The following is a 25,276-nucleotide window of genomic DNA, read 5'->3' on the forward strand; positions in this document are numbered from 1 at the left end:
GAGCCACAGATAGCTATCTTCGTGGCTTTTGGCGATTTTGGCTAGCGGATGGTTGCCGTTGCCGATGTAAAAATATATAAAGCCGTTGGCAAACGCAAGGCTTAGCATATCGTTTAGCAGAAGCGCGTCCTCCAGGCTATTTACGCCGCCGCGGTAGAGCGAGCGCAGCGAAAAAAACGGCAGTAGCGGGCGAGAGTTGGTCGAGGAGTTGATCTTTTTGATGATGTATTCGCTAAACCAGCTTCGCTCATCGTCGCAGATGACGATGAAAGCAAAGCCGTCGTGGAGGAATTTTAGCTTTGATGCTAAAAGCGGCGTCCAGTCCTCCTTGCGATCCTCGAGCCACTCAAGTCCGGGCTCGGAGCGCATCGCCGTGACGCTCCAAGTGTGCAGATCCTGCATTATTTATCCAAATCGTAGGCTTTATGCAGCGCGCGCACGGCGAGCTCGCCGTATTTAGCCTCTACGATCATCGAAATTTTAATCTCGCTCGTGGAGATCATCTGGATATTTATCCCTTCGTCCGCAAGCGTCTTAAACGCCTTGCTGGCTATGCCGCTGTGGCTTTTCATACCAACGCCCACCAAAGAAACCTTTACGATGTCGGCGTCCGATTCGATGATGGAATTCGGATTCGGATTTACCTCTTTCATTACCGCATAAGCCGTCTGCAGCTCGTTTTGCGGCACGGTAAAGCCCAAATTCGTCTCGCCGTTTCGTCCGATATTTTGTACGATCATATCGACGTTGATCTCCTTGCTCGCGAGCGCGGAGAAAATTTCAGCCGCGACGCCGGGGCGATCCTCTACGTTTCTAATCGTGATTCTTGCTTGATTTTTATCCAGTGCAATGCCGCTAATTACCGCATCTTCCATCTTTTCTTCTCCTGTTATGAGTGTTCCTTCATGATCGTTAAAACTGCTTCGCGTCACCAAATTTACGTTTAATTTCTTCGCAAGCTCGACGCTTCGATTTTGCAAAACCTTCGCCCCCAAGCTCGCAAGCTCAAGCATCTCGTCGTAGCTGATGTGATCAAGCTTCTTGGCTTTTGGCTCGATGCGCGGATCGGTCGTATATACGCCGTCTACGTCGGTGTAAATTTCGCATAGATCGGCATTCAGCGCTCCTGCAACGGCGACTGCGCTAAGATCGCTTCCGCCTCGCCCGAGCGTAGTTACTTCGCCTGCGGTGCTAATACCTTGAAAGCCCGCGACGACGACGATTTTGCCCTGCTTTAGCGCCTCTTGCATACTTTTTGGATCGATAGAGACGATGCGAGCTTTGGTGTGAAAATTATCCGTCACGATGCCCGCACCTCGCCCGCTAAATGCGATCGCAGCATAGCCCTTAGCGTTTAGCGCGATAGCCAAAAGTGCACTCGTAACGCGCTCGCCCGAACTTAGCAACACGTCCATCTCTCTGCCTATGGGAGTTTTAGTAAAAAATTCCGCCTGCTCGATGAGCTGATTGGTAACGCCGCTCATCGCAGAGACGATTACCGCGACATCGTGTCCTTCGTTTTTAGTCTTTATCACGCGCTGCGCGACCGCCTCGATCCGCTCTAGCGTACCGACGCTCGTACCGCCGTATTTTTGAACGATCAGCATTAAATGTAACCCTCCTCCTTAAAATATTTTAAAACCGTCGCGTAAATCGGCTTTTTGAAGTGATTTACGTGCCTTAAAACCTCATTTGCGCCTACGAATTTAAATGCGTCGAACTCCGGAAGTTTAGTATTGATGTTTATATCGGCTAAGCTTCGCAATCTCACCAAAAAATACCTCTGAATTTGCCCGTCGTATGGGCGCATCTTTTGGGCTACCCCATCGGGAAAGTCGTAGCTAAGCCACTTCGGGCACTCAGCGATGATATCGACTTTGCTTGTTCCAATCTCCTCGCCTAGCTCTCTGCAGATCGCCATCTTAGGCGTCTCACCATCGTCGATACCGCCTTGAGGAAACTGCCAAGCGCCTTTGATGTCGCTTCGTTGCGCGATCAAAATTTCGCAATTAAACGGATACGAGGGCGAAAGTACGATTGCAGCGACATTCGGTCTGTAATTTTTCTCTTTTTCCATCTCGTTTTCTCACAAAAAATTTCTCAAAATTCTACCTAAAAATATTAAAATTTGCGTTAAGAGGCTTAAAATTTATATAAATTTTCAAATTAATTCGCTAAATTTTGCGACATAAATTTAGCCCATAGGACCGCCCTTGCACATCTACATCCACGTGCCGTTTTGCACCTCAAAATGCCCCTATTGCGCCTTTGGCTCCTTCAGCGACAAATTTAGCCTCGCAAAAAACTACTTTCGCGCGCTAGAGTTTGAGGTGCGCGACTTTTTGGCGAAAAATCCGCACGCGCAAATTTCGACGCTTTTTATCGGAGGAGGCACGCCAAGCGCCGTGGATGCGGGGCTTTATGATGAAATTTTTGCGCTGCTTGCGCCGCATTTTACCGCCAAAGCCGAAATCAGCTCGGAAGCTAACCCGAACTCCGCTAGCCCCGCTTGGCTTAGGGCGATGCGCGGGCTCGGCGTAAATCGCATCAGCTTCGGAGCGCAGAGCTTCAACGATGCCAAGTTAAAATTCCTCGGTCGCGCGCACAGTGCAGCGCAGATTTTTCTCGCGGTACAAAATGCCAAAGCAGCGGGCTTTGGTAATATAAACTTAGACTTAATCTACGCGAGCAAATTTGACGATAAAAGGAATTTAAAATTTGAAATGGCCGAGTTTGCGCGCTGCGAAGTGCCGCATCTAAGCGCCTATGCGCTAAGCCTTGAGGAGAACACGCCCTTTTTTGGGTGCGAAAGCTTTAAAAAGGAAAGCGCGGCTCTAGCTAAATTTCTCTTTGCTCTTGCGGCGGATAGCGGCTTTAGTCAGTATGAAATTTCAAATTTTGCCGCGCGCGGACTGCGCTGTAAGCACAATCTCGCCTACTGGCGCGGCGAGGATTACGCGGGACTTGGGGCATTTGCGGTCGGAACTAGCGCTCAGGTGCGCCTTAGCTCGCCTAAAAATTTGCGAGATTACATCGCAGATCCGCTGCAAAAACAGCGCGAAACTCTAAGCGCGCAGGATAAAAAGCTTGAGCGCATATTTCTCGGGCTGCGCTGTATTTTGGGATTTGAGGCGCAAATTTTAGACGCTGCGGAGCTAAGCAACGCGCAGCTGCTCGCACGCGAAAAAAAGCTAAAATTTACCGAGGGCAAATTTTATAATCCCAACTTTTTGCTCGCCGACGAGATCGCGCTTTTTATCACGCAAGAAAGCCGCCGCGGGCGCTAAATTTAAGATTAATGAAATTTTAGTTAAAATACGCCATTTTTTACGTTAGGAAATTTTATGTTTGGTATCAGTCTGCCTGAAATTACGATCATTTTAATCATCGCGATAATCGTGCTGGGGCCCGAAAAGCTTCCAAAAGTGCTGGTCGAGCTCGCGAAATACTTCAAAGTCATCAAAAAAACGATCAACGACGCAAAATCGAGCTTCGATCAGGAGCTTCGCATCGCCGAGCTCAAAGAGGACGCCAAAAAATATAAAGAGAGTATCACGCAAGCAAGCGAGGGCGTGCGCAAAAAGCTCACGTTTGAGGAGCTCGACGAGATCAAAGGCGGTATGAACTCCGTCAAAGAGACGCTAAATGCGGGGTTAAAAAATATAGAAGGTTCCGTAAAAGACACGCTAAATTCCGCAGAAGTCTCGGCGCAAAAACAGAGCGAGACGGCAAATTTAAAAGCAAATTCGAGCGGAGAAAATTCCGCGCAAAGCTCGGGCAGCAGCGCAAACTCTACGCAAGGCTCCGCCGGCAGCGCAACAAATTCCGACGCTGAAAGCAAAAGCGCGAATTCTGGCGCTGGAAATAAAGGCGAAAATTCCATGCCGAGCATGGACGGCGGTGCGGGAAATTCCGTGCAAAATACAAATGCAAGCGGCGAAGCGAAAAACGGCGCGCAAAATTTGAACGCAAATTTAAACGGCGATGCGCAAAATTCTATGCAAAATTCCGCGCAAAATAGCGATACGCAAAAATCATAATGAGAGAGAAATTTAATGTTTGAAGAGCTAAAACCCCATCTAGCCGAGCTTCGCAAGCGCCTGGTGATCTGCGTGCTGTCCGTCATCGTCCTTTTTATCGCGTGCTTCGGCTTTTGGGAGGATATTTTAGGCTTTATGACCCGCCCGCTAGTGCGCGTACTTCCCAAAGGCAGCGAGATCATCTTTACCCAGCTTGGCGAGACCTTTTTTACTGCGATGAAGGTGTCGTTTTTCACCTCGTTACTTCTAGCAATGCCGATAATTTTCTGGCAGGTGTGGCTTTTCGTAGCGCCCGGACTTTACGACAACGAGAAAAAATACGTCATCCCTTTCGTTAGCGGCGCGAGCATTATGTTCTTTTTAGGCGCGGCGTTTTGCTATTTTTTCGTAATCCCCGTCGCGTTTAATTTCTTGGTAAATTTTGGTGCCAAGCAATTTACTGCGATGCCTACGATCGGCGAATATGTAGGCTTTTTCGCTAAGCTCGTCGTCGCATTTGGTATCAGCTTCGAGCTTCCGGTGGTGACCTTTTTTCTCGCTAAAATCGGGCTTGTGACGAACAAAAGCCTGAGTGATTTTTTCCGCTACGCAATCGTCATCATTTTCATCTTTGCGGCAGTGATGACGCCGCCGGACGTGCTTAGTCAGTTTATGCTCGCAACTCCGCTAATTGCGCTTTATCTACTTTCGATCTTTATCGCCAAAATGATAAATCCGTATAAGCAGGAGGATGACGAAAGCGAAAATTCCACGGACGTAGCGCAGGCGTAAGATGGCGGATCTAAATTTAGTTGGCAGCTACGATTACGAGCTTCCTAGCGAGCTCATCGCAAGCGCGCCCGTGATGCCCAAACAAAGCGCGCGCCTGCTGATCTATGACCGTGCCAAGGAGCAGATCACTCACGCGCACTTCGGCGATTTGGCGGATGCCCTGCCGCCTTGCGATATTATTTTTAACGACACGCGGGTGATTAAGGCGCGCCTATTCGGTCATAAAAACAGCGGCGGCAAGATCGAGCTTCTGCTAAACTCGCCGCTTGAGGGCAATAAATTTAGCGCCTATATTCGCGGCAGCGTCAAAGCGGGCAGCGAATTAAAATTTCAAAGCGGTCTTAATGCGCGCGTTTGCGAGCTGATAGAGGGCGGGCTTCGCATCGTGCAGTTTGAGCAGGGCGGTAAAGCTTTAAACACCCATGATGTTTTTGAAATTTGCGAACGTATCGGCCACGTGCCGCTGCCGCCGTATATCAAGCGCGCCGATACCAAGCAGGACGCGAGCTGGTATCAAAGCATCTTCGCGCGCGAGCAAGGCGCCGTCGCCGCACCCACCGCGAGCCTTCATTTTAACGATGCGATGCTAAACGATCTACGCAAAAACCACGAAATTTATTTTATCACGCTACACGTAGGCGCAGGCACCTTTAAGCCCGTGGAAGTAGCGGATCTGCGCGATCATAAGATGCACGGCGAGCTCTACTCTATCCCGCCGCAGACCGCGCAAATTCTAAAAAGCGAGCGAAAAATTTTAGGCGTGGGTACGACGGTGACGAGAACGATCGAAAATTTTGCACGTAACGGGCAAAGTAGTGGGATCTGCGAGCTGTTTTTGCACCCGGGCAACCCACCGATAAGACAGAATTTTTTGCTTACAAATTTTCACCTGCCAAAATCCACGCTGATAATGCTCGTAGCAAGCTTCATCGGCCTTGAGCGCACGCTTGAGCTCTACCGCATCGCAGTGGAGCAAAGATACCGCTTCTACTCCTATGGCGATGGGATGCTTGTACTATGAAAGCCGTGGTTTTAGGCGCGCTAGCAATATTGGCTGCGACGGCAGGCTTTGTGGTAAGAAATCTTTTTGCTAAAAAGCCCGCCGTAAGCGGCAAAATTTTCTCCGCTGCGCCTAAAGTCAAAGAAAGTAATTCCGTCGTGCCTAGACGCGAGGATATCGCGCAGATCGATATTTTAAAAATTTTAAAATTTCAAAGCGAAATTTTATTTGAGGAGTGCACGAAATACGATAGCACGCTCTATCTTAGCTTCCCGCCGCAGTTGCCGCGTATCTACGGCGGCGAGGTGCTAAATCTCACTAGCGCAGTCTTTGACGCGTGCGAGTTTTTCCTGCAAAATATCGCTGAACCAATCCGCGTAAGCGTGGAATTTAGCAGTAAGGAACTTAGAGCGAATATGAGCTCTATCAAGCTCGATGTTCGCGTAGGCATCGATCGCGAGCTAAAGGATCCGCGTACCTATGCGCTTAAAAGTGCACTAGAAAGCGCTGCTAGCACGGATGATGAGTATCTTACTTCGGCACAGACCCATTTGCGTGCACTCGGTTCGCATCCGAGTATTGGAGCCGACGGGCGCGGGACATTTATCAAAATGGATGCGGTACTTAGCTGCTTCGCGCAGCAAAGTTTTAGCGCCAAAAAATACGACTACAACGTCATAATCACGCATAAAAACCGCGCGATCTTTGAGGAGCTGCGAGATTTTTTAAGCGGGCTTGGTTGCGACGTGATGCCAAACTCCAACTGGGAGAGCGCAAAGAGACATCTAAACGACTTCATCTACGTAGCCGACGTCGTCATCCTCGACGCCGAGATCCTGCGCGCAAATATAAGCGAAATAAACTACCTCAACGCGCTGGAAAAAGACGGGGTATTTTTCATATTTTTGCTTAAAAACAAACACTCGCTCAAGGTGCTGGAGGGGTTAAATTTTAAATTTTTCAAACTCGAGATGCCATATTTCTACGATGAGTTTTACGCCACGCTTGATCTCATCGAAAAGATCAAAAATGATGAGAATTTCTTGGGGCTGTAGCGAACAGGCAGCGATAAATTTAAAACCTAAGAGATTGAAGTGCTGTATTTCGACTTAGATTGGATCAAGGGCAATATAAACGATAGCGAATATGCCTTAAGGCAGCAGCGGTACGAGGCGTATTTGGCAGGGCTGCATAAAAATATGCATACGCTAGAAAGAATTTTTGCGGGCATAAGCTTCAACGATGCGCTATTGCTACCTAAAAAGCAAATTAATGAAAAGTTGCATTTAAAATTTTACATCGGAGATTTGCAAAATGGATATTATGAACTAAAATGCGTTATGAGCTCGGATCAAAGATGCGACGCAGCGCCCGGAGAAATAATAACGAGCGAGATATTTTACGAAAATGGCAATTACCGCTTCTCTTTCATCCTCGCTTGCTTGAAGGAATACGCCGTTAATTTCTCCAGGATAGATAGCCTTAAATTTAACGCGATTTCGCAAAGAAAATATAGCCGCGAGTTTAAGAAATGGAAACTTTCATAGTAAATCCAAACCTCGGTTTTTTACGTATAAAATTTCATCCGCTAAAGATTGCCGCCTCGGTATTTATCTCATTTACAATCCAAAATTAAAAATATTAGCTAGCGAAGTTTTGGGAGGTATGGATTTTGATTTAGGCACGAGCTTTCTGGTAAACTATGCGAGCTTCGGAGGTATAAAAATTTTAGTTTTTCGTGACTTAGAATGTGTCGCGTACTTCAGGTCAAAGCGTAGCGATGTGGGATAAAATTTTGCTCGCTCGAGTGCTGAGGCATTATGCTTTTAGAAAAGGCACAAAGTAACGTAAATTTCGCTGTGTCTTGTAGCTGAAATCCATTAAATTTAAGCCAGAGTCATTCGGCGGCAGTGTCATTCGCCAAACCCTCTAAGGCAAAATCTTTAAATTTAAGTTCTGGACATCATATGCAAGCAGATTTCCTTCTACCCTTAAAGCATTCAAATCATATTAAAATTTGAGCTTCCAAACGAACCTAAAGAAATTTTGACAATCACTACGTTGCATTTAAAAGCGCGCTCGATAAGAGATATAAAAAAAACTAGCAAATTTTAAAATTTAGCCAGGCAAACCTTTGCTTGCGATTTAAATTTTATCTTCTGCCCTCTTTTTTAGCCCTGACCGCTTCATAAAGCTCATCGATCGAGGTTGCGGACGAGCCCGAATATTTCTGTGACGCTTGCATAGTTTTTTTGCCCCATTTACCGTCGATCGTCACGCCGTAGCCACCGAACATCAGACTGCGTTGGATATAATAGACTTTATCTTGCTGCGTCATATTTTGTTGCTTCTGCACTTCGCGCTCAGCATCCTTTGCCTGCTCACTTTCATATACGGAAGCACCCGCTAAATACCCTAGAACTAAACCTCCCAAAATTGGTACGACAGACGCAATAAATCTATTATTTACGCTAGAAGTCAAGCCTTCTAAAAATGCCTTTGCAATGCAAAACACTATAAAGCCCGGAATAAAAGCGAGAACGGCATTGAAGCCACTACCTATCACGTATACGAGCATACAGACTAAAATAATAGCTACAAGCCCCTCACCCAAACCGCTACCGACGAGGAAAGCTAGGAAAAAATTCATAATTTATCCTTGAAATTTAAACGACATAATTTTCTGATTTTAAATTTAACCGAAAATTATGAAATTTAATCACCGATTAGACAACAAAATATAAGCAAGGCTATTCGACGTGCTTCATGGTCCTATGAAATTGCGGACTGTGATCTCGCGCCGCCACTAAAGCACCTATAAAGGCCAATATGCCAATAACCCAGACGATAATTAATAAAGTAGTATAGTCTTTAGCAAAAGCCGTTCCAAAAAAGAGCCAAAGTATAGAAAAAAAGAGTGTTCCTATCCACGACCTGCTATAAGAGATCTCCGCCTGGCACCCACCGCATACGATTGCTCCGTATTTGATGTCGTCTTTGCCACAAAATGGGCACATTAAATGATCCGGATGTTCATTCTCTGCCATAATTTCTCCTTTGAAAAAATATAGGGGGAATTATATATATAAGAGCGGGCTTAAATTTTAAAATTTAGAGTTTAAAATAGGGGGAATTTTAGCGGCTTTGTACCGCTAAAATTTAAAGATTTTCGAATGGATTTGTGACCACGTCTTTGCGATCGACGATGTAAGGTATGAGGGCTGCTTGACGCGCACGTTTGATAGCCTTTTCTACCATCTCTTGGTATTTTTTGCTAGTGCCGGTTAAGCGGCGCGGCATAATCTTAAAGCGCTCGCTTAGGCAGTGCTTTAGCAGCGCCGTGTCCTTATAATCGATAAATTCGATCTTTGCTTCCGTAAATTTGCAATACTTCCTAGTATATTTTCTCTTATCTGCCATGATTTTTCCTTAATTAAAATGGGATCGTGTCGTTGCCATCATCGTATTTATCGGCATCGACGTCGACTTCTGGAATCGTGCTTTCGTAACTCTGCTCTTTTTGTTTAGGCGCATTGTAATCGTTTTTTGTGCCTCTGGAATTTGAGTTTTGTCTATTAGCATAGCTATTTCCGCCGCCATAATTACCGCCGCCGCCATAGCTAGAATTTCCTCCGCCGTAACCACCGGAGCTTCCGCTATAATTGCCGCCCTCGTAATTACCGCCTTGATTATAGCCGCCGCTTCCACCTTGATTGCTTCCTAGCATCTCCATAGTATCTACGCTGATGGAGTGCTTGCTTCGGTTCTGTCCGTTTTGATCCTGCCACTGATCTAGCTTCAAGCGGCCTTCGATCAAAATTTTACTGCCTTTTCGCAAGTATTGGTTTGCGATCTCGGCCGTACGACCGAAAAAATCTATGTCTATAAAGCACGTTTCTTCGCGTTTCTCGCCGTTTGAGCTATTATATCTGCGTGTGACGGCGATGCCGGTTTTGCCTACGGCGGTACCCGTTTGCAGATATCTAAGCTCGATATCTCGGGTCAAATTACCTACCAAAACTACTTTATTGAACATATTTTATCCTTTATTCGCCCTCTTTGGCTGCTTCTTCAGGCTCTTTCGGCTCTACCGGCGCTTTTGGCTCGCGCTCTTTTTTCGCAGGGCTTAGTTTGATGCCTTTGCTTAGCTTGTCCCAAGCGGAAATTTCACGCTTAGTCTCATATTTGACGGTCAAAAATCTAATGATATCTTCGGTGATGCGCAGATTTCTAACAAGTTCGGAGATCAAGCTCGGCTCGGCCTTAAAATAGATTACGAAATAAACTCCGCGTTCATATTTGTCGATCTTATAGGCCAGCTTTCTAACGCCCATTTCGATCACGGAAGCGATCTCTCCGCCGTTTTTGGTTATGATTTCTTTGACGAAATCGACTTTTGTTTTAACTTCATCGTCGGTAAGCGTGGGCTTAACGATGAATAAAACCTCGTAGTTTCTCATAAATTCTCCTTATGGATTTTAGCTCGCAAACAGCGTCTGCGGGCAAGGATTTTGCAAAAAATGCGAAGGGATATTACTAAAATTTCACTTAATATTTGCTTTTTGTCCGAGCGAACTTAGCAGCATGCGCTGCAACCTCAAAAACGACGCAAGCAAAAGCTCGTCCTTCGCCGCGTTCTTTTCGCTTTTTAGTTCAAATTCCAAATCGTTTAAGTGAGCGAAAATTTTATAAAACGTCCTCGTAGAAAAGCTGGTGGCGTAGCGCTGCATCTGTGCGGCCACGGAAGGGGGCGGCTGATAGCCTAAAACCGCCTTAAAATCAAATCTGCCGTTTATTTTTACGTAAGCATGCAGGCGAAAAATTCTATAAATTAGGCGGTAGAAATAATTTATCAGCTCCATCTCATTGTATCCGCCGCCCAGAGCCATTTTGTAAAAATCTACGCGAAAATCGCTAAGGCTGAAAATTTTATCGAAAAGCTCGTCATAGCTTACCTCGCTAAGGCCATAAACCATCAAATTTACGTTTTGCAGGCTAAGCTCAAGCCCCAGACTTGCAAATTTTTCTATCTCGCTCGCGCTTAGGCTCAGGCTTTCGTTGTGGATGGCGTAGATCCTGCTAAGCGCGGCGGTGTTTGCAAAAAGCCCGCACATCTCGCATTTTTGCGCAAGCAGCGCTATGGCTTCATTCATGCCCGAGGGTTTGAAAAATCTCACTTCGTTTCGTTCAAATTCCTTGATAAAATCCGCGCTCACAGAAATTTCGCTATCGTTTAGCTCATAAATTAGATGATTGTTCGCGTCCGACTTACACAGCGCGATGAGCCTTCGCAGCTCCTCCTTTTTGATGAGCGAGGCGATTTTGATGTGAAGCGTGTTGCTGCCGCCGAAAAGCGAGGGCTCCAAGAAGCTTCGCGCCGCGTCAAAATCATACTCCAAAAAATACAAACTCAAAAAATTTTCCGCGGCGAAAATTTGCTTCAGGCGCTGCGCGTAAAGCTCGTTTGAAAAATCGTCTCCGCCGCGCAAAAGCACGAAATTCGGCACCCTGCCGCTTGCGATAAGCCCGTCAAATTCTTTCCTATACATCAGATCTTCTTTACCACCCTGCCTAAAATCACTCCGCTAGCGATGTTTGCGTCCGTAAGCTCGACTAGCACGGGCGTTAAAATATCGCCGGCGAAATTTGAAACTAAAATTTTAGCCCCTTTTAGCTTGTCGTCGAGCTTTGCGGTGACGGAATTTCCATTTTCGTCGATATAGCAGCGGAATTTTTTGCCCAAATTTTCCGCGGCCCAGCGCGCAAATTTTCGGTCCATAAAATCAAACGCGACCTTATCCGCCTCGCGCTCTAGCTCGTTTAGCCTCGCGCACGTAGCGTCGATGTTTAAAAGCAGGTAATTATAAAATTTCTCATCCCCCCTCATCTGCGCCTTTAGCAAGCGGTGCAAAATGAGATCGGAATAGCGCCTGATCGGGCTTGTGAAGTGCGTGTAGTTATCAAATCCGAGCCCGAAATGCCCGCGCGATTCGGATGCGTACTCGGCGCGTTTTTGAGCCTTAATGATGAGCTTATCGACCTCCTCGCGTATCCCCATAGCATCGGCTTGCGCTTGGATTTCGCCGATCATCTTAGCAAGGTTGCTCTGATACGGCGCGTCGATGCCAAACAGCGCTAGATCGTCAAGCAGAGCGTAAATTTTTTTAAGCTCCGCCGAGCCGTGATTTCTAAAAACGCCCCGCTCGATGCGCGCCGCAGCGGCTTTGTTGGCTAGCAGCATACAATCCTCGATGAGCTTGTGCGACGGAGTGTCGGTCTCAAAGCGGGTGGAGCTTATAAAACCGCGCTCATCAAGCGTGATGCGAAGCTCCTTGGTGCGGAAATCAAATCCGCGCTTTAGCCTCGCGCGGCGCAGGCGCTCGCAAATTTCATTAAGCGGCAAGAGCCAGCTTAAAATTTCGGGCTCGGCCGCCTCGCGAGTGCGTAAAATTTCATCGACCTCGTCGTAATTGTAGCGGCGCTTTGATCTTATGATCGCTTCGAAAAGCTCCTGCTTTTGCGGGTTTAAATTTTCATCCAAAGAAATTTTAAAAACAAAAGCCAGCCTCGGCAGATCAGGCATCAGCGAGCAGATATTTTCGCTAAGCTCGCGCGGCAGCATCGGCACGGATCGGTGCGGGAAATAGATCGAAAAGCCGCGAAATTTCGCCTCCTTATCGATCGGCGAGTATTCACTTACATATTCGCTCACGTCGGCAATCGCGACGTAAAGCGTGCGCTCTTTTACGTCAAAATAGATCGCGTCGTCGAAGTCCTTGGCGTCGATAGGATCGATAGTGCAAAAGGGCAGATGCTGCAAATCCACGCGCTGCGGATACAGCGCCTCGTCCACTTCGCTGCCGAAGCTCGCGGCTTGCTGCTTGCACGCTTCGTTAAATTCGTCGTTTTTATCGTAGATCGCTAAAGAAATTTTCTCATCGACGAAGGGATCGGATAAGCTTCCGATTACCTCGGTAATCTCGTTCGTTAGATTATCAATCTTTAAAAGGGTATTTGCGGGCAGCTGCTTTAGCGATTTTTGCGTGGCTTTGAGCGGATTTGCGAGGCCGGTTTTAACGTTCACGCCTAAAATTTCGCGCCCGAATCTTTTGGTGTAAACCACGCTCGTTAAAAATGCGGGCTTAATACACATCAGCACTTTTGCGTGCAGACGGGACTTTCTTGAGCTTAAAATTTTTGCTAGGATCAGATCGCCCAGATGCACGCCGCTTAAATATCTGTTTTCGATGATAAGATCAGCTTTGAAGCGGTCGTCGAAGCTTTGCAGATAGCCCGTGCCGTCGCGCGCGATATCGAGCCTACCGAAAACATAGCCGTCGTTTAGGTAGAGCTTGCCCTTGTGCGCGCTGATAGCGCCGATATTTAGGAGGTTGCGCGCAAGCTCCTTTTGCTCGCCGCTAAGATCCTTTTCAAATACGCCAGAGTTAAAGGCGCGCAGGAACTCTTTCATATCGAAATTTCACCTTTCGCCTCTAAAAACGCCTCCTGCTCGAAGCCGAACTCGACTAGTAAATTTAAAGCGTTGTCGATGCTAAGCTCGTCGAAGTGATGATAGATATTGACCGCGGTTTTGGTGATCTTTAGCATTGCATAGCGGGATTTGTTCTCAAAAGGCGCGTCGTCGGGGGCGTTTGAATACAGCGCGTCCTGTGCGATCTGCTCTAGCCCGAAATGCGCAAATAGCGCGTGCGAGACGCTCTCGCGGTTTGTGCCGGTAAATTTCATCTCCACATCGGTAAAATCCTGCGGAAAGATCGAGCCTTTGATGGCATGGTAAAATTCCTCCGCCTTGCCCGCCGCACACACCTGCTCGTCGATAAAAACCCGTCCAAACTCCACTAAAATCACGCTTGAGAGGATGCTTTGCTCTATCTGCGGGTAGGATTTGATCCACGAAAACATAAGCAGATTTCGCAGCAGCGAGACCTGCGTGAGCTTTTCGCGATCGATGCGATACGCCTGCAGGCTCGGCTTTAGCATCTCGTCAAATACCGCGAATAGAAAAAACGCCCGCATCTGCTCGCGCCCGTAAAGCTCAAACGCTCGCTGTAAATTTAGCGTTTTTAGTGCCGCGGCGCCCTGCTCTTGTCCCCGCTCCTGCGCTCTGCCCCATTCTTGCTTCTGTTTTTGCTTCTGCGCTTGCCCCTGCTCCTGCTCTCGTTCTTGCTGTTGCGTTTGTGCGGCTCGCGTAGAGATGCTCAAACCTAGCGCGCAATCAGCTCTCACGGCGACGTGCTGATTTTGCTGCTGCGTATCGCTCGCGGCCTGCGAGGGGTTAAATTTAAAATTCTCGTCGCTGTAGTTCGCGCCGTTTGCGTCATTTGAGTGATTAAATTTAAGACTATCGCCCCGCCCTACTAAATCTGCGCCCTTTTGCTCGCTCGAGGCGCACTCATTTTGCTGCCGATCGTTTGCGGCGTCTTGCAAGCTGTGTTCTATGGACTTTGCGCCTTGTAGATCGCGCCGCTCATCTGCAGTAGCGAAATTTTGCCTCGCGAGCCCTTCGGCGCTAAATTTAGACAAACCGCAAAAGGCTAAATCTAAAATTTTATCCGCCAGGGGGGCGTTTTTTGAAATTTGCATAGCGAGCTCGATGTCCGAAACGGCCGCGTCAAACGATGCTAAAATTTTTAAAATTTCATCGCTAAAGCCCGCGAGCGCGCCTATTTTTTGGGTTATAAATTTATTCATTTTGAAAAGCCGTTCAATATAAATTTCGCACAATCATATCAAATTTTAACTCAAATTGCAAAGCAAAACGCCGCCGTTGCGTCCAAATTCCGCTTCGGCTCGCGGGCTTTTGAAGCGCTTTTTTTACGCCAAAAAATCGCGGATCAACCTGCCCGTTTATCGCGGCGGCAAAACCGAAATTTCAAGCGCCGTTTTATAAAATTTTAATCCCCTTTCGTATAGAATGCATCGAGATTCCGTTTATAAAGAGCTTGATTTGGATAAATTTGAAGTCAGCACTGCGCTAAGAAAAGAAAGGACTAGGGACTACGATAAAGAGCCGCTAGTTTTGCGGGATTATTCTGGCTTTCCTTTAATTTTACACTATTTGATTATTTTAGTATTTTGGATTACTGCTTCTGGGTTTTGCATTAGTTGCTTAGACGATTTCGAAAGCGGTATTTTAGATTTTGACGACACAAAAGGAACGATAATAAAATTTGGCTTTGCAATAGTTGTATTTTTGATATTTGATTGTTTTAATATTATAAATTCAAAGAAAAAATATACCTATTTTTATAATTCAAAAGTTGCATATTGTGATCAAAATTTTAAAGAGACTAGCAGTGAAGATATAATATTTAACAAAGATACAACTTTTAAGGCAATCTGGTTTTTAGATATGATATTTTCAAGTATTTTTGGTAAGGTATTTTTAGTTAGTTTTTTCATAATTAGCTTTATTAAAGGAACTTTTGGCATATCTTTAATAGGTGTATTACTTTTAATATTTATATTATTGTTTGCGGAATTTTTAGAAATTATAGTTTTTTTGGTAATTTATAGATATGAAAATAAAAGTTTTAAAAATTTTTGGAAAATATTTCCAAAATTTCAAATAAATCTTGAATATATAGAAGAAATACACTGGTATGATTATAGGTGGGAGAATCAAGGACTTTATTCTATACATATATTTTCTTTCAATGAAAAAAATTACAATAAGGTAAGAGATTATATTTTTACGGTCTTTAATATAGATATAAATAAAAATTTAAGTAAATAACATTTTTTTTTGATAAAGGATAAAAAATGAGAAAGTTTGAGGCGCTAAAAACATATGCAGAGCTAGCATGGGCGGGGTATAGGGGATTGAACAATTAACAAGCTGTGGTATAAAAAAGACTGCTATGGATTTTGGATTTAACCGAGGGCTAATTCAGATCAAACAGATCTAAATATTAAATTTGCAAATTTAAATTTACTTGTTGCTTGAATTCAAAAGCAATAGCAAGTTTAAATTTGTGAATTCATAAAATTCAGTATCAAACGATACTGACCGAGATTGAATTTACTAGGAAATTTTATAAAAAGGATCAAATTTGGTAAACGATGTTTTTAATAAAAACAAAAATTTAAGGGATTATGATAAAGAGCCGATTATTATAAAAGATTACAAACCACAAGTAAATTTGATTGGTATATTTTTAATGATTTTAGCTTTTATTATTTTGTGTATCGCAAAACCAGAAAAAGTCAATGGTTTTACGATTTTATCTCTCATGGTAGCAATTCCTTACATTATGAAATTTTTGGGCAAAAATTATTTTATTCTGAAAAATGAAATGATAAGCCAAATTAAAAATGATAAATCTTTTGATTTTATGCAAGTAAAAAATATTAAAAATGTTAAATTTAGCGTTGATTTTAGAGATGGAAGCGAACAAATTTCACTAGTTGCCAAAATTTTAATTTTGATTATTATTTCTACATACATATACGCAATTTTTGCATTTAATGAGCCTATTATTTTGTTTTTTATTTTTGCACTTATCGTTGTATTTTATACAATTCCAAAAATCATAACTCATACAATAAATGGTGGCAAAATCAATGATAGCGTTTATGATTGTCTTACCATTTACAGCAAAAATGGAAAAGTGATGAATATTATGATTTGCAACGACAAAGAATTTAAAGAATTTAAAAAATACTTTTTAGAAAATGTGAAATTAAATATTTCAAATGCTAAAACTAGCTTTGGAATTTTTGATAAAAATTTTTATAACACAAGGAACGAACGATGAATTCAACAGGTAGCAGAGAAGCGAAAGCAAGAGTTGCTTTGGATAAAGCTGAAAAAATTATTATTGAAAAATTTACTAAATTCAATCTTTCTGAAAATAGTAAAGATAATTTAGAAAATATTCGTAAAATGTGGAATAGTGCAAGCAGTGGTTATAGTATTGCTGAAAATTTCACTGATATACCCGAAAAGATTTTAAAAAGCAAAGCTAGGGCTATTGTTTTGTTTGTAGAAACCGCAGCAGGAAATGTGTTAATTGATAGCACTATGGGTGAAAGCAAAATGAAACAAATGGTTGGGGCGTTAGGAGATGCAATTATTGCTGGTGCGGCATTATTGACACCGCAAGGTTGGATAATTACTGGTGTAAATTTGGCATTATCTCTTGTTGATTGGGATTTGGGAAGTATATTTAAGAAAATATATGGAGAAGATAACGATAATATAAATATTACCTCAAATGGCTTTATAGAAGTTAGGAATAATGATGGTTCTATTTATACAAGACCATTATCGACACAAGCTAGAAAAATTTTAAACATTAATGGTGAGCCAAGTGGTTCTATATTTGGCGATAGGAAAGGCGATGTATTGTTCGGCGGTAGCGCAGATGACTTGCTTCAAGGCAGAAATGGCGATGATTTGCTTATTGGTGGAGCTGGTTATGATACATACTTTACCGACGGCAAAGACACTATAAGAGATGAGGATGGAAAAGGGCAGGTATATTTTTATGGTCGCAAACTAACAGACGGCACTCAAATAGAAAAAGGCTCAAACATATATAAAACAAAAGACAATATAAAATATGAACTAATTGATAATAAGCTTATAGTAAATGATAGCCTTATTATAGAAGACTTTAACCCATACCAAGAGTATCTTGACATAACCCTACACAAAGCAGATGAGATAGCTGTAAATGTATCAAATGCAAATGCGGTAGAAAAAGCAGGAAAGATGAATTTTACAATCTCGCTTAGTAGAGAGTTAAAAAAAGGTGAATTCATAAAAGTAACCATCCCTGCCATAAACGGCAATGAAGCAAAAACTTATATGTTTATGCACCATAGCAACCCAAACTATACGCTAGGAGCAGCATAGAGCATGTATTTGGTAGCACAAATTATGAATATTAACAATATTCTAGCCCCTTCGAATGTTATTTCATCGGCATTACCTAGAGCTTTGATTAACTTGTCGCCTTGCATATAGTGATAATGTCTATGCGTTTTAACCGTTCCGTCTCTAGATAGCGAGCTATAAAATTTAACGGCTATAAAATCATCTAAGACTTCGACTATAGTGCGCTTATATTGCGGCAAGATAAAATTCCTGACTACTTTATCAGGGTCTGATTTAAAAATTGGATTATCCTTAATTTTGGTAAAAACTTCTGTCATCTTTCTTCCTTTGTATAGTAATTTTAGGCAGATTATAGAATTTCCTCAAAGGATCAACAAGGCGAGAGCGCAGAAAAAGCTACTATACAATTTTTTAATATACAGTAGTTTTTCTTAAAATACATGTATCAATCGGTAGTTTTAAGTATTAAGAATTTTTTAAGAGCAATTTTAAAATTCCCAAAAATAGGGCTTAAAAATTATCTAAAAATTCAAAAAGACTAAAAAATAGGGAAAATTTTAATAGATGGTGCGACCGACGAGACTTGAACTCGTACACCTTGCGGCACTACCCCCTCAAGATAGCGTGTCTACCAATTCCACCACGGTCGCATAAATTTTAAAGCTTGATCTTAAGCCTTGAGTTATATAAGTTTAAAGCCCGATTTCTCGGGCTTATGATTAATTTGCAGCAGCCTTTAAGCCTTCTGTCAAAAAAGGGTTTGCAAAAAGCAAGACGAATGAAACAACCAACGCATAGATAACCTGCGCTTCGATCATCGCAAGCGAGATATACATTGTAGTCGATAGTTTGCTAGCTACGCTTGGATTTCTAGCGATACCGTTAAGCGTCGCGCTAGCGGCATTTCCCATACCTAACGCGCCACCCAAAGCGGCTAGACCTAAAACAACTGCAACGGTAATTGCAGAAAAAGAAACGATCTGAGTGTAAGCGCTTAGCTGCTCGCTAGCGAAAGCCGCGCCGCAAAGCGCAAATAACAATACAAGAACTTTTTTCATAAAAGTCTCCATAAATAAATTTTAAAACGAGTTTCGGCTCAATACCCCCTACTCCAACGTTTTAAGTGTGAAATATTATTAAAATTTTGCTTTTGATTTGTTTAATCTAGCGGAATTTGCGTTAAATTTAACAAATCCCGCCGAGCAATCTAACGTTTAGCGTCCAAATATGTATTTAGCGCCGCAACGTAGGCCTTTGCAGACGCCAGCATCGTATCTACGTCAAGTCCTCTGCCGATAATGGCGCCCTCGCCCGCAAATTCCACCTTAACGGTTACTTTCGCCAGCGCGTCTTTACCCTGCGAGACTGCTTTTACTTGATACTCCTTCAGGCTACCGCTGATGCCGCTGATGCGGTCTATCGCTTTAAATATCGCATCCACGCCGCCGTTTCCAAGCGCGCTGTCGCTTAAAATTTCATCCTTATACCTTAGCGTAAGCGCAGTGCTAGCGTGTCCTTTGTTGCAGCTATTGGAGCTTAAAACTAGTACTTCATAGGTCTTTTCGGCTCCCACGAACTCGTCGTTTACGAGCTCTCTAATATCCTCGTCGAAAACGTCCTTTTTGCTATCGGCGAGCGCTTTAAATTTATTAAACGCGATCTCAATCTGCTCGTTATTAAGCTCATAGCCCAAAGATACCAGCTTGTCTTTGAAGGCATGGCGGCCGCTGTGCTTGCCCAGCACGAGCGAGTTTTTATCAAGCCCGATATCCTCAGCATGCATGATCTCGTAGGTTTCTTTATGTTTTAACACGCCGTCCTGGTGGATGCCGCTTTCATGCGCAAAGGCGTTTTTACCCACGATCGCTTTATTAGGCTGCGGCTCGATGCCGGTGATGCTCGCGACTAGGCGGCTGGATGGGTAAATTTCTTTCAAATTTATATCGGTATAAAGCGGCGCAAATTTATCCCTGCGCGTCTTGATCGCCATTACGATCTCCTCTAGCGCCGCGTTGCCCGCGCGCTCGCCGATACCGTTTATCGTGCACTCGACCTGTCTGGCTCCTGCCAAGATGGCAGCCAGGGAATTTACGGTAGCCATTCCCAAATCATTGTGGTTGTGCACCGAAACTACGGCGCGCTCGCCGATAAGCTTAACGATCTCGCCTATGCGCGCAGTGATCTCATCTGGATAGAGATAGCCTACCGTATCGGGGATATTTATGGTGGAGGCCCCTGCGCTTATCGCGGCGTCGCAGATCTCTTTTAAAAAACCCATATCGCTTCTACACGCATCCTCGCAGCTAAACTCCACGTCATCGCATAGACTTTTTGCGTATTGCACAGACTCTACGGCGCGCTTTATGACCTCTTGCGGCTGCATCTTAAGTTTAAATTCCATATGGATGGGGCTTGTGGCGATGAAGGTGTGGATGCGTCCGAGCTTCGCGCCCTTTATCGCTTCGCCCGCGGCTTTGATATCTTTTTCTAAAGCGCGCGCAAGCGAACAGACGCGAGCCTTGCTAACGGCACCCGCGATCTTTTCTATCGCGTCAAAGTCCCCGGGGCTCGCCGCCGCAAAGCCAGCCTCGATAACATCTACGCCCAGCTTTTCAAGCTGTAACGCAAGATGGATCTTTTCGTCCGTATTCATCGATGCTCCGGGGCTTTGCTCGCCGTCACGAAGCGTCGTATCGAAGATTATGATTTTATTTTTGTCCATTACAGATCCTTTCAAATCGTTAAAATTTGGCAAAATTATAGCCGCGCAAGCTTAAAACAATCGCGGCGATAAACATATCTGAGATTATTTCGCCGTTTCCTCGAGTTTGTCTTTTTTATGAAATTTAGCCGCGCTTAAATTTAAAGCTCCGCGAACCAAACCGTAAACGATATAAACCAAAGTGAGCACCGCCGGAAATTCCAGCCTGAAAAGATATAAAAGCGAGAAAAATACGACGATTAGAAGCACTAAAATTTTAATCGCGTTAGGGCGCTTTAGGCTAATTTTTTTAAAGCTCGGAAAGCGGATGTTGCTGACCATCAAAAACGATAGCGCCGCCATTGCGATGATCAAAAATACGCCAAATCCTTTGGAGAGCTCATATTTTAGATAAATTCCGATCCAAAACGCCATCGTAATCGCCGCCGTTGGTATCGGCAGCCCGATAAAAACGCTAGGCTCGTAGGTGCCCGTAGTGACGTTGAATCGCGCCAGCCTGATCGCGCCGAAAACCACGTAAAGCGCAGCTACAAGTGAGCCGACCTTACCGTAATCGTGCCCGACCGCGCAATAAAACAGCAGCGCCGGCGCGACGCCGAAAGCAACGATATCCGCAAGGCTATCAAATTCCACGCCGAATTTCGACGTCGCATGCGTTAGCCTCGCCACGCGGCCGTCAAGCCCGTCGCAGATCAAGGATAAAATGATATAAAAGATCGCGGCGCTGAAGTTGCCCTTTATCGTAGAAATTATGCTGATAACCGCCAAAAATGCACTTGCCGCCGTGAAAAAATTCGGCAATATATAGATTAATTTTCCCTTTTCCTCTTCCATCTCTCACTCTTTAAATTTTATTTTTGCACCGCTTTTCATTCGGTGCCGCAGATAGCGCATAAAGCATTTTAGCGCGACCTTCTTAAAATTTAGCCCTTAAGTTCTTGTCCTGCGCGAGGCTTTAAATTTAAGCCTCGCTCTTTGCGCTTTCGATATCATCGTTAGCACCCAAATTTCGCACTAGCCGGGTAGGCATGCTGTTATCTTTTTCAAATTTAGAGATGATCTCCACGATCTGCTCGCCAGAGACCGTCTCCTTCTCATACAGCGCCTTCACCATCTCCTCGATCGCCGGAGCATAAGTCCTTAGTGTCTCTTTTACTGCCGCGTAGCGCTCATCCAGCGTCTTGCGGACATATTCGTCGATCTTAACCGCCGTAACCTCGCTGTAATCCTTGATGCTCTGTCCGCCGTTTAGGAAGGAATACTGCTGCTTTTCTAGCACCGCAAGCCCGAGAGCATCGGTCATTCCGACCTGAGTAGCCATAAATTTAAGCATATCGGTAGCGCGCTGCAAATCATTACCTGCTCCGTCGGTGATCTCGCCTAAAAACACATCCTCCGCCGCGCGCCCCGCCAAAAACGTATCGATTTCGGCAAAAATTTCATGGCGCTGATGCAGATATCTATTTTCAAACGGAGAATTTAGTGTATATCCCGCGGCACTCAATCCGCGCGGCACGATAGTTACTTTAGATACCGGCATCGCGCCTTTGGTAAGCTCGGCTATGAGCGCATGACCGCTTTCGTGGTAGGCGACGATCCGCTTTTCGATAGGGCTTACGCGGCGCGATTTTTTAGCCAGTCCAATGCCGACGCGTTCAATCGCTTCGAGCAGGTCTTTTTGCTCGACCTCCGCCTTTGCCTCGCGACCCGCTAAAAGCGCGGCTTCGTTGATGATATTTGCAAGATCGGCTCCCGCAAAACCCACGGTAAGGCGCGCGATCTCTTCGATATCGATATCGCGAGCAAATTTAACGTCGCGCATATGCACCTTTAAAATTGCCATTCTGCCGTCAAAATCAGGTCTATCAACTAGAACCTGCCTATCGAATCTGCCCGGACGCAGAAGCGCCGCATCCAGCGTCTCCGGGCGGTTGGTAGCCGCAAGGACGATCACCGGGCTTGATTCCGAGCCGAAGCCATCCATCTCGGCAAGCAGCTGATTTAGTGTCTGCTCGCGCTCGTCGTTGCCTCCGCCGATACCGCCTGCGGTTCTGCTTTTGCCGATCGCATCGATCTCATCGATAAAAACGATCGCCGGAGCCTGTTTTTTAGCGTTATCAAATAGATCGCGCACCCTGCTGGCGCCCACGCCTACGAACATCTCAATGAAGCTCGAGCCCGATACCGAAAAAAACGGCACGTCCGCTTCGCCCGCAACCGCCTTGGCTAGCAGCGTCTTACCCGTGCCCGGAGGTCCAACCAAAAGAACGCCTTTTGGAATTTTAGCCCCGAGGCTGATATATCGCTCCGGATTTTTTAAGAAATCTACAATCTCCTTAACCTCCTCTTTCGCCTCTTCGACGCCCGCGACATCGCTAAATTTAACTTTCGGCTTTTCGGCGCTTACCAGGTTTTTAGAGCTTCCGATGCCGAGCACACCACCGCCCATATTGCGCTGCATACGATTGGCTAAAAACATCCAAATTCCAAAGAAAATTACGAGCGGCAAGACCCAGCTAAAGAGCAGATCGGTCAAAAAATTGCTCTCATTATACGCGCCGTATGGAATTTTGCGCGATTCTAAAATTTGAACTAGCTCGGGATCATCCACGCGCTTGGCGGTGTAGATTACGTTGCCGACTTGCGCTTTAATCGTGGAGCTTCCGATGGAAACCATGCTTACTTGGGAGTTTTTGATCTGCGATTTTAGCTCGGAGTAAGTTACGTTTCTACTCTCGCCCGAAACGGAGCCCAGCACTCCACCGCTATCAAATCCGCCGCTTGGGGATATCGCTTTAAACACCACTATCAAAATAAGCGCGAAAATTATAAAAACGCCGATCGGATTTTTATTGAAAAAATTGTTTCCGCCGCCGTTTTGAGGGGGTTGATTATTTGGGTTGTTATTCATATTTTCCTTTCATAAACGAAGCTAAGCCATTCGTTTTGCTTTTTCATCTGCACGAAATTTAAATCCGAAAAGGCTTGCTCGATCCTATCTTTATATTTTTCTAAAATTCCCGACAGCACGAGCTTGCCGCCCGGTTTTAGCGCTTTTTTCAGATCCGCGCTTAGGATCAAAATCACGTCGGCGATTATATTTGCGACGACGAGATCAAACTGCGGCTGCGCGCTTTCGCTTGAGCCTTGCTCGCTTAAACTAGACGCCTGCTCACCCAAGCTTGAAACGCTGCCGAGCCAAATTTTATCGATCTGCACGCCGTTTTTCTCGGCGTTTTGCTGCGTAGCTGCCACCGCCTGCTCGTCGGTATCGCAGGCGCTTACCTTTGCGCCCAGTTTTTTCATCGCGATACTTAAAATTCCGCTGCCGCAGCCTACGTCAAGCGCGCGCATGCCCGTGCGAGCAAGCTCGCTAAGTAGCGCCAGGCACATATTGGTGCTTTCGTGATGACCCGAGCCGAACGCCAGCGCAGGATCGATCAGCAGATCGATTAGCGCGCGATCTTGCGATCTTTCGCACCAGCTCGGACGGACGTAAAATTTACCGACCGCCACGGGCGCGACGCCTTTTTTATATTCGTCGAGCCAGTCTTTGTTTTGCTTTTTTGAAATTTCGATCTGCAGATCTGCGTCTAAATTAAGAGATTGCGAGAGCCCCTTTTTAAACTCTTCAAACGCAAATTTTAAATTTTGCAGATCCTCTTCGTCGCGGATTATGAAGCGCTCGCCGCGTTCTTCGACGCAGGTAACGCCGAGCTCAAACGCAAAGCTCTTGAAAAGCTCGCTTGCATTCGCGCTTTTTACGATCATCTCATAAAAAAAATCTTTCATCGCCTCACATCGCCTTTAAATTTTAAAATTTGCATATTACTAAAATTTAGTTCAAACTTTGCTTACGCTCGGGCGTTTTTATAGAGCCTCAAACGCCTTTTTAAGATCGAGCATACCCTCGTAATACGCCTTGCCGACGATGACGCCCGCGATGAGCTCTGCGTTTTTCAGCGCGATTATGTCATTCATATCTTTCACGCCGCCGCTTGCGATAGTGTCGATGCCGCTAGCTTTCGCGATAGAGCGGCTAAATTCTACGTTTACGCCGCTTAGCATACCGTCGCGCGATATGTCGGTGCAGATGATGGCGCAAACGCCCGCGTCCGCGTAGTCTCGCGCCAGATCGGTCGCTTTTACGCGGCTTAGCTCCGCCCAGCCCTCGGTCGCTACTAGCCCCTCTTTTGCGTCTATGCCCACGACGATGCGGTAAAGCTTCGCCATCCCCCTTACGAAATCCGGGTTTTTTAGCGCCGCCGAGCCCAGGATAAATCTATCGACGCCTAAGTTCAAATACTCCTTTATACGCGCTTCGTCGCGGATGCCGCCGCCCACTTCTACGCGCAGACGCGTGCTTTTTACGATCCGCTCAATCGCTTTGAAATTTACCGCCTCGCCCGCAAACGCGCCGTCTAAATCAACTAAATGCAGCCATTTAGCGCCGAGATCTTCAAATTTTTTGGCTAGCTCGCAGGGGCCTTTGGAATAAATTTTTGCGCTTTGCATCTCGCCCTTGCTAAGGCGTACGGCGCATCCTTGTTTCAGATCGATCGCAGGGAAAATTTCCATCACAGCTCCGTAAAATTTTTAATGATTTTTATACCCGCATCGTGGCTTTTTTCGGGATGCGGCTGAAAGGCAAATACGTTTTCGCGCCAGATCGCGCTTGCAAACTCATAGCCGTAAAACGTGGTCGCAAGCGTGATCTCGCGCGCGCAAAGGACGTGGTAGGAGTGCACGAAATACAGATACTCAAACTCGCCTAGGCCCACGTTTACCGGCGAGCGCTTGATAAAATGCGCGCTGTTCCAGCCGACGTGCGGGATCTTTAGGCTTTCGGCGCTGATAAAATTTTGCCCGCTGCGCGCGCT

At 45.3% G+C, this 25,276-nt stretch carries 26 protein-coding genes, 1 tRNA gene and 2 pseudogenes; 9 read left to right on the forward strand and 20 right to left on the reverse strand.

Annotated elements, in window-relative coordinates:
* From Q0274_RS10265 to Q0274_RS10275, 3 genes are all read right to left on the reverse strand, one after another.
* Positions 1–402: HobA family DNA replication regulator (locus Q0274_RS10265; RefSeq protein ID WP_298029476.1), on the reverse strand; the 402-nt coding region annotated here is incomplete at its 3' end.
* Positions 402–1,607, reverse strand: coding sequence for an aspartate kinase (locus tag Q0274_RS10270; protein ID WP_298029479.1), 1,206 nt, complete (start codon positions 1,605–1,607; stop codon positions 402–404). The genes Q0274_RS10270 and Q0274_RS10265, both read right to left, overlap by 1 nt.
* Positions 1,607–2,077 (reverse strand): RNA pyrophosphohydrolase, encoded by a 471-nt coding sequence (locus Q0274_RS10275; RefSeq protein WP_298029481.1) that lies wholly within the window; start codon positions 2,075–2,077, stop codon positions 1,607–1,609. The genes Q0274_RS10270 and Q0274_RS10275 overlap by 1 nt, the downstream gene beginning before the upstream one ends.
* 136 nt (positions 2,078–2,213) lie before the next feature.
* Between Q0274_RS10275 and hemW the strand changes: the two genes are divergently transcribed.
* The 6 genes and pseudogenes from hemW to Q0274_RS10305 all read left to right on the forward strand — a co-directional run bounded on the left by hemW (position 2,214) and on the right by Q0274_RS10305 (position 7,358).
* Entirely contained in the window at positions 2,214–3,287 is a 1,074-nt protein-coding gene (gene hemW / locus Q0274_RS10280; RefSeq protein ID WP_298029483.1) for a radical SAM family heme chaperone HemW, read from the forward strand.
* A gap of 57 nt (positions 3,288–3,344) precedes the next feature.
* Positions 3,345–3,668: pseudogene (tatB, locus tag Q0274_RS10285) on the forward strand (Sec-independent protein translocase protein TatB); the annotation flags it as partial.
* Between the two features lie 387 nt (positions 3,669–4,055).
* On the forward strand, positions 4,056–4,811 hold the full coding sequence (gene tatC, locus Q0274_RS10290; protein ID WP_297926387.1) for a twin-arginine translocase subunit TatC: 756 nt from the start codon (positions 4,056–4,058) through the stop codon (positions 4,809–4,811).
* A 1-nt stretch (position 4,812) separates the two neighbouring features.
* The gene (queA, locus tag Q0274_RS10295) at positions 4,813–5,832 is read left to right on the forward strand and encodes a tRNA preQ1(34) S-adenosylmethionine ribosyltransferase-isomerase QueA (RefSeq protein WP_298029485.1); all 1,020 of its coding nucleotides are present in this window, start codon (positions 4,813–4,815) and stop codon (positions 5,830–5,832) included.
* A gap of 50 nt (positions 5,833–5,882) precedes the next feature.
* Positions 5,883–6,866, forward strand: coding sequence for a hypothetical protein (locus Q0274_RS10300; RefSeq protein ID WP_298029487.1), 984 nt, complete (start codon positions 5,883–5,885; stop codon positions 6,864–6,866).
* Positions 6,867–6,905: 39 nt separating this feature from the next.
* Positions 6,906–7,358: a hypothetical protein gene (locus Q0274_RS10305; RefSeq protein WP_298029488.1), complete on the forward strand. Its 453-nt coding sequence runs from the start codon at positions 6,906–6,908 to the stop codon at positions 7,356–7,358.
* 605 nt (positions 7,359–7,963) lie between these two features.
* On the opposite strand, the gene Q0274_RS10310 is transcribed toward Q0274_RS10305, so the two are convergent.
* From Q0274_RS10310 to Q0274_RS10345, 8 genes are all read right to left on the reverse strand, one after another.
* Entirely contained in the window at positions 7,964–8,461 is a 498-nt protein-coding gene (locus Q0274_RS10310; RefSeq protein WP_298029490.1) for a hypothetical protein, read from the reverse strand.
* 100 nt (positions 8,462–8,561) lie between these two features.
* The gene (locus Q0274_RS10315) at positions 8,562–8,858 is read right to left on the reverse strand and encodes a hypothetical protein (protein ID WP_298029491.1); all 297 of its coding nucleotides are present in this window, start codon (positions 8,856–8,858) and stop codon (positions 8,562–8,564) included.
* 112 nt (positions 8,859–8,970) lie between these two features.
* Entirely contained in the window at positions 8,971–9,231 is a 261-nt protein-coding gene (gene rpsR, locus Q0274_RS10320) for a 30S ribosomal protein S18 (RefSeq protein WP_291937950.1), read from the reverse strand.
* A gap of 13 nt (positions 9,232–9,244) precedes the next feature.
* Entirely contained in the window at positions 9,245–9,847 is a 603-nt protein-coding gene (locus Q0274_RS10325; protein ID WP_298029494.1) for a single-stranded DNA-binding protein, read from the reverse strand.
* Between the two features lie 10 nt (positions 9,848–9,857).
* Positions 9,858–10,271 (reverse strand): 30S ribosomal protein S6, encoded by a 414-nt coding sequence (rpsF, locus tag Q0274_RS10330; protein WP_298029496.1) that lies wholly within the window; start codon positions 10,269–10,271, stop codon positions 9,858–9,860.
* Positions 10,272–10,355: 84 nt separating this feature from the next.
* Positions 10,356–11,360, reverse strand: coding sequence for a DNA polymerase III subunit delta (locus Q0274_RS10335; RefSeq protein WP_298029498.1), 1,005 nt, complete (start codon positions 11,358–11,360; stop codon positions 10,356–10,358).
* Positions 11,360–13,282, reverse strand: coding sequence for a ribonuclease R family protein (locus Q0274_RS10340; protein WP_298029500.1), 1,923 nt, complete (start codon positions 13,280–13,282; stop codon positions 11,360–11,362). Before Q0274_RS10340 ends, Q0274_RS10335 begins: the two co-directional genes overlap by 1 nt.
* Positions 13,279–14,523 (reverse strand): hypothetical protein, encoded by a 1,245-nt coding sequence (locus Q0274_RS10345; RefSeq protein ID WP_298029502.1) that lies wholly within the window; start codon positions 14,521–14,523, stop codon positions 13,279–13,281. Before Q0274_RS10345 ends, Q0274_RS10340 begins: the two co-directional genes overlap by 4 nt.
* 256 nt (positions 14,524–14,779) lie before the next feature.
* Here Q0274_RS10345 and Q0274_RS10350 point away from each other — a divergent pair, with 256 nt between their 5' ends.
* The 3 genes from Q0274_RS10350 (at position 14,780) to Q0274_RS10360 (ending at position 17,692) form a co-directional block, all read left to right on the forward strand.
* The gene (locus tag Q0274_RS10350; RefSeq protein ID WP_298029504.1) at positions 14,780–15,568 is read left to right on the forward strand and encodes a hypothetical protein; all 789 of its coding nucleotides are present in this window, start codon (positions 14,780–14,782) and stop codon (positions 15,566–15,568) included.
* A 316-nt stretch (positions 15,569–15,884) separates the two neighbouring features.
* On the forward strand, positions 15,885–16,589 hold the full coding sequence (locus tag Q0274_RS10355) for a hypothetical protein (RefSeq protein WP_298029506.1): 705 nt from the start codon (positions 15,885–15,887) through the stop codon (positions 16,587–16,589).
* Positions 16,586–17,692 (forward strand): calcium-binding protein, encoded by a 1,107-nt coding sequence (locus Q0274_RS10360; protein ID WP_298029508.1) that lies wholly within the window; start codon positions 16,586–16,588, stop codon positions 17,690–17,692. Before Q0274_RS10355 ends, Q0274_RS10360 begins: the two co-directional genes overlap by 4 nt.
* On the opposite strand, the gene Q0274_RS10365 is transcribed toward Q0274_RS10360, so the two are convergent.
* From Q0274_RS10365 to Q0274_RS10405, 9 genes and pseudogenes are all read right to left on the reverse strand, one after another.
* Positions 17,671–17,991, reverse strand: coding sequence for a hypothetical protein (locus Q0274_RS10365; protein ID WP_298029510.1), 321 nt, complete (start codon positions 17,989–17,991; stop codon positions 17,671–17,673). The two genes, Q0274_RS10360 and Q0274_RS10365, sit on opposite strands and share 22 nt — an antisense overlap.
* A 248-nt stretch (positions 17,992–18,239) precedes the next feature.
* Positions 18,240–18,324: transfer RNA gene (locus Q0274_RS10370), tRNA-Leu, on the reverse strand.
* Positions 18,325–18,393: 69 nt separating this feature from the next.
* A complete protein-coding gene (gene atpE, locus Q0274_RS10375) occupies positions 18,394–18,732 on the reverse strand; it encodes an ATP synthase F0 subunit C (RefSeq protein WP_291937974.1) in 339 nt (112 codons plus the stop codon).
* A 149-nt stretch (positions 18,733–18,881) separates the two neighbouring features.
* Positions 18,882–20,396, reverse strand: a complete 1,515-nt coding sequence (locus Q0274_RS10380; RefSeq protein WP_298029512.1) for a 2-isopropylmalate synthase — start codon at positions 20,394–20,396, stop codon at positions 18,882–18,884.
* An 84-nt stretch (positions 20,397–20,480) separates the two neighbouring features.
* Entirely contained in the window at positions 20,481–21,230 is a 750-nt protein-coding gene (gene pssA, locus Q0274_RS10385) for a CDP-diacylglycerol--serine O-phosphatidyltransferase (RefSeq protein ID WP_298029514.1), read from the reverse strand.
* 127 nt (positions 21,231–21,357) lie between these two features.
* Entirely contained in the window at positions 21,358–23,307 is a 1,950-nt protein-coding gene (gene ftsH, locus Q0274_RS10390) for an ATP-dependent zinc metalloprotease FtsH (RefSeq protein ID WP_298029516.1), read from the reverse strand.
* A complete protein-coding gene (locus Q0274_RS10395; protein WP_298029518.1) occupies positions 23,304–24,188 on the reverse strand; it encodes a 50S ribosomal protein L11 methyltransferase in 885 nt (294 codons plus the stop codon). The genes ftsH and Q0274_RS10395 overlap by 4 nt, the downstream gene beginning before the upstream one ends.
* 78 nt (positions 24,189–24,266) lie before the next feature.
* Positions 24,267–24,974 (reverse strand): 1-(5-phosphoribosyl)-5-[(5-phosphoribosylamino)methylideneamino]imidazole-4-carboxamide isomerase, encoded by a 708-nt coding sequence (gene hisA, locus Q0274_RS10400; protein ID WP_298029520.1) that lies wholly within the window; start codon positions 24,972–24,974, stop codon positions 24,267–24,269.
* A pseudogene (locus Q0274_RS10405) lies at positions 24,974–25,276 on the reverse strand (imidazole glycerol phosphate synthase subunit HisH); the annotation flags it as partial. The pseudogene Q0274_RS10405 and the gene hisA, both read right to left, overlap by 1 nt.

This window comes from uncultured Campylobacter sp., assembly GCF_937973075.1.
Lineage (GTDB): Bacteria > Campylobacterota > Campylobacteria > Campylobacterales > Campylobacteraceae > Campylobacter_B.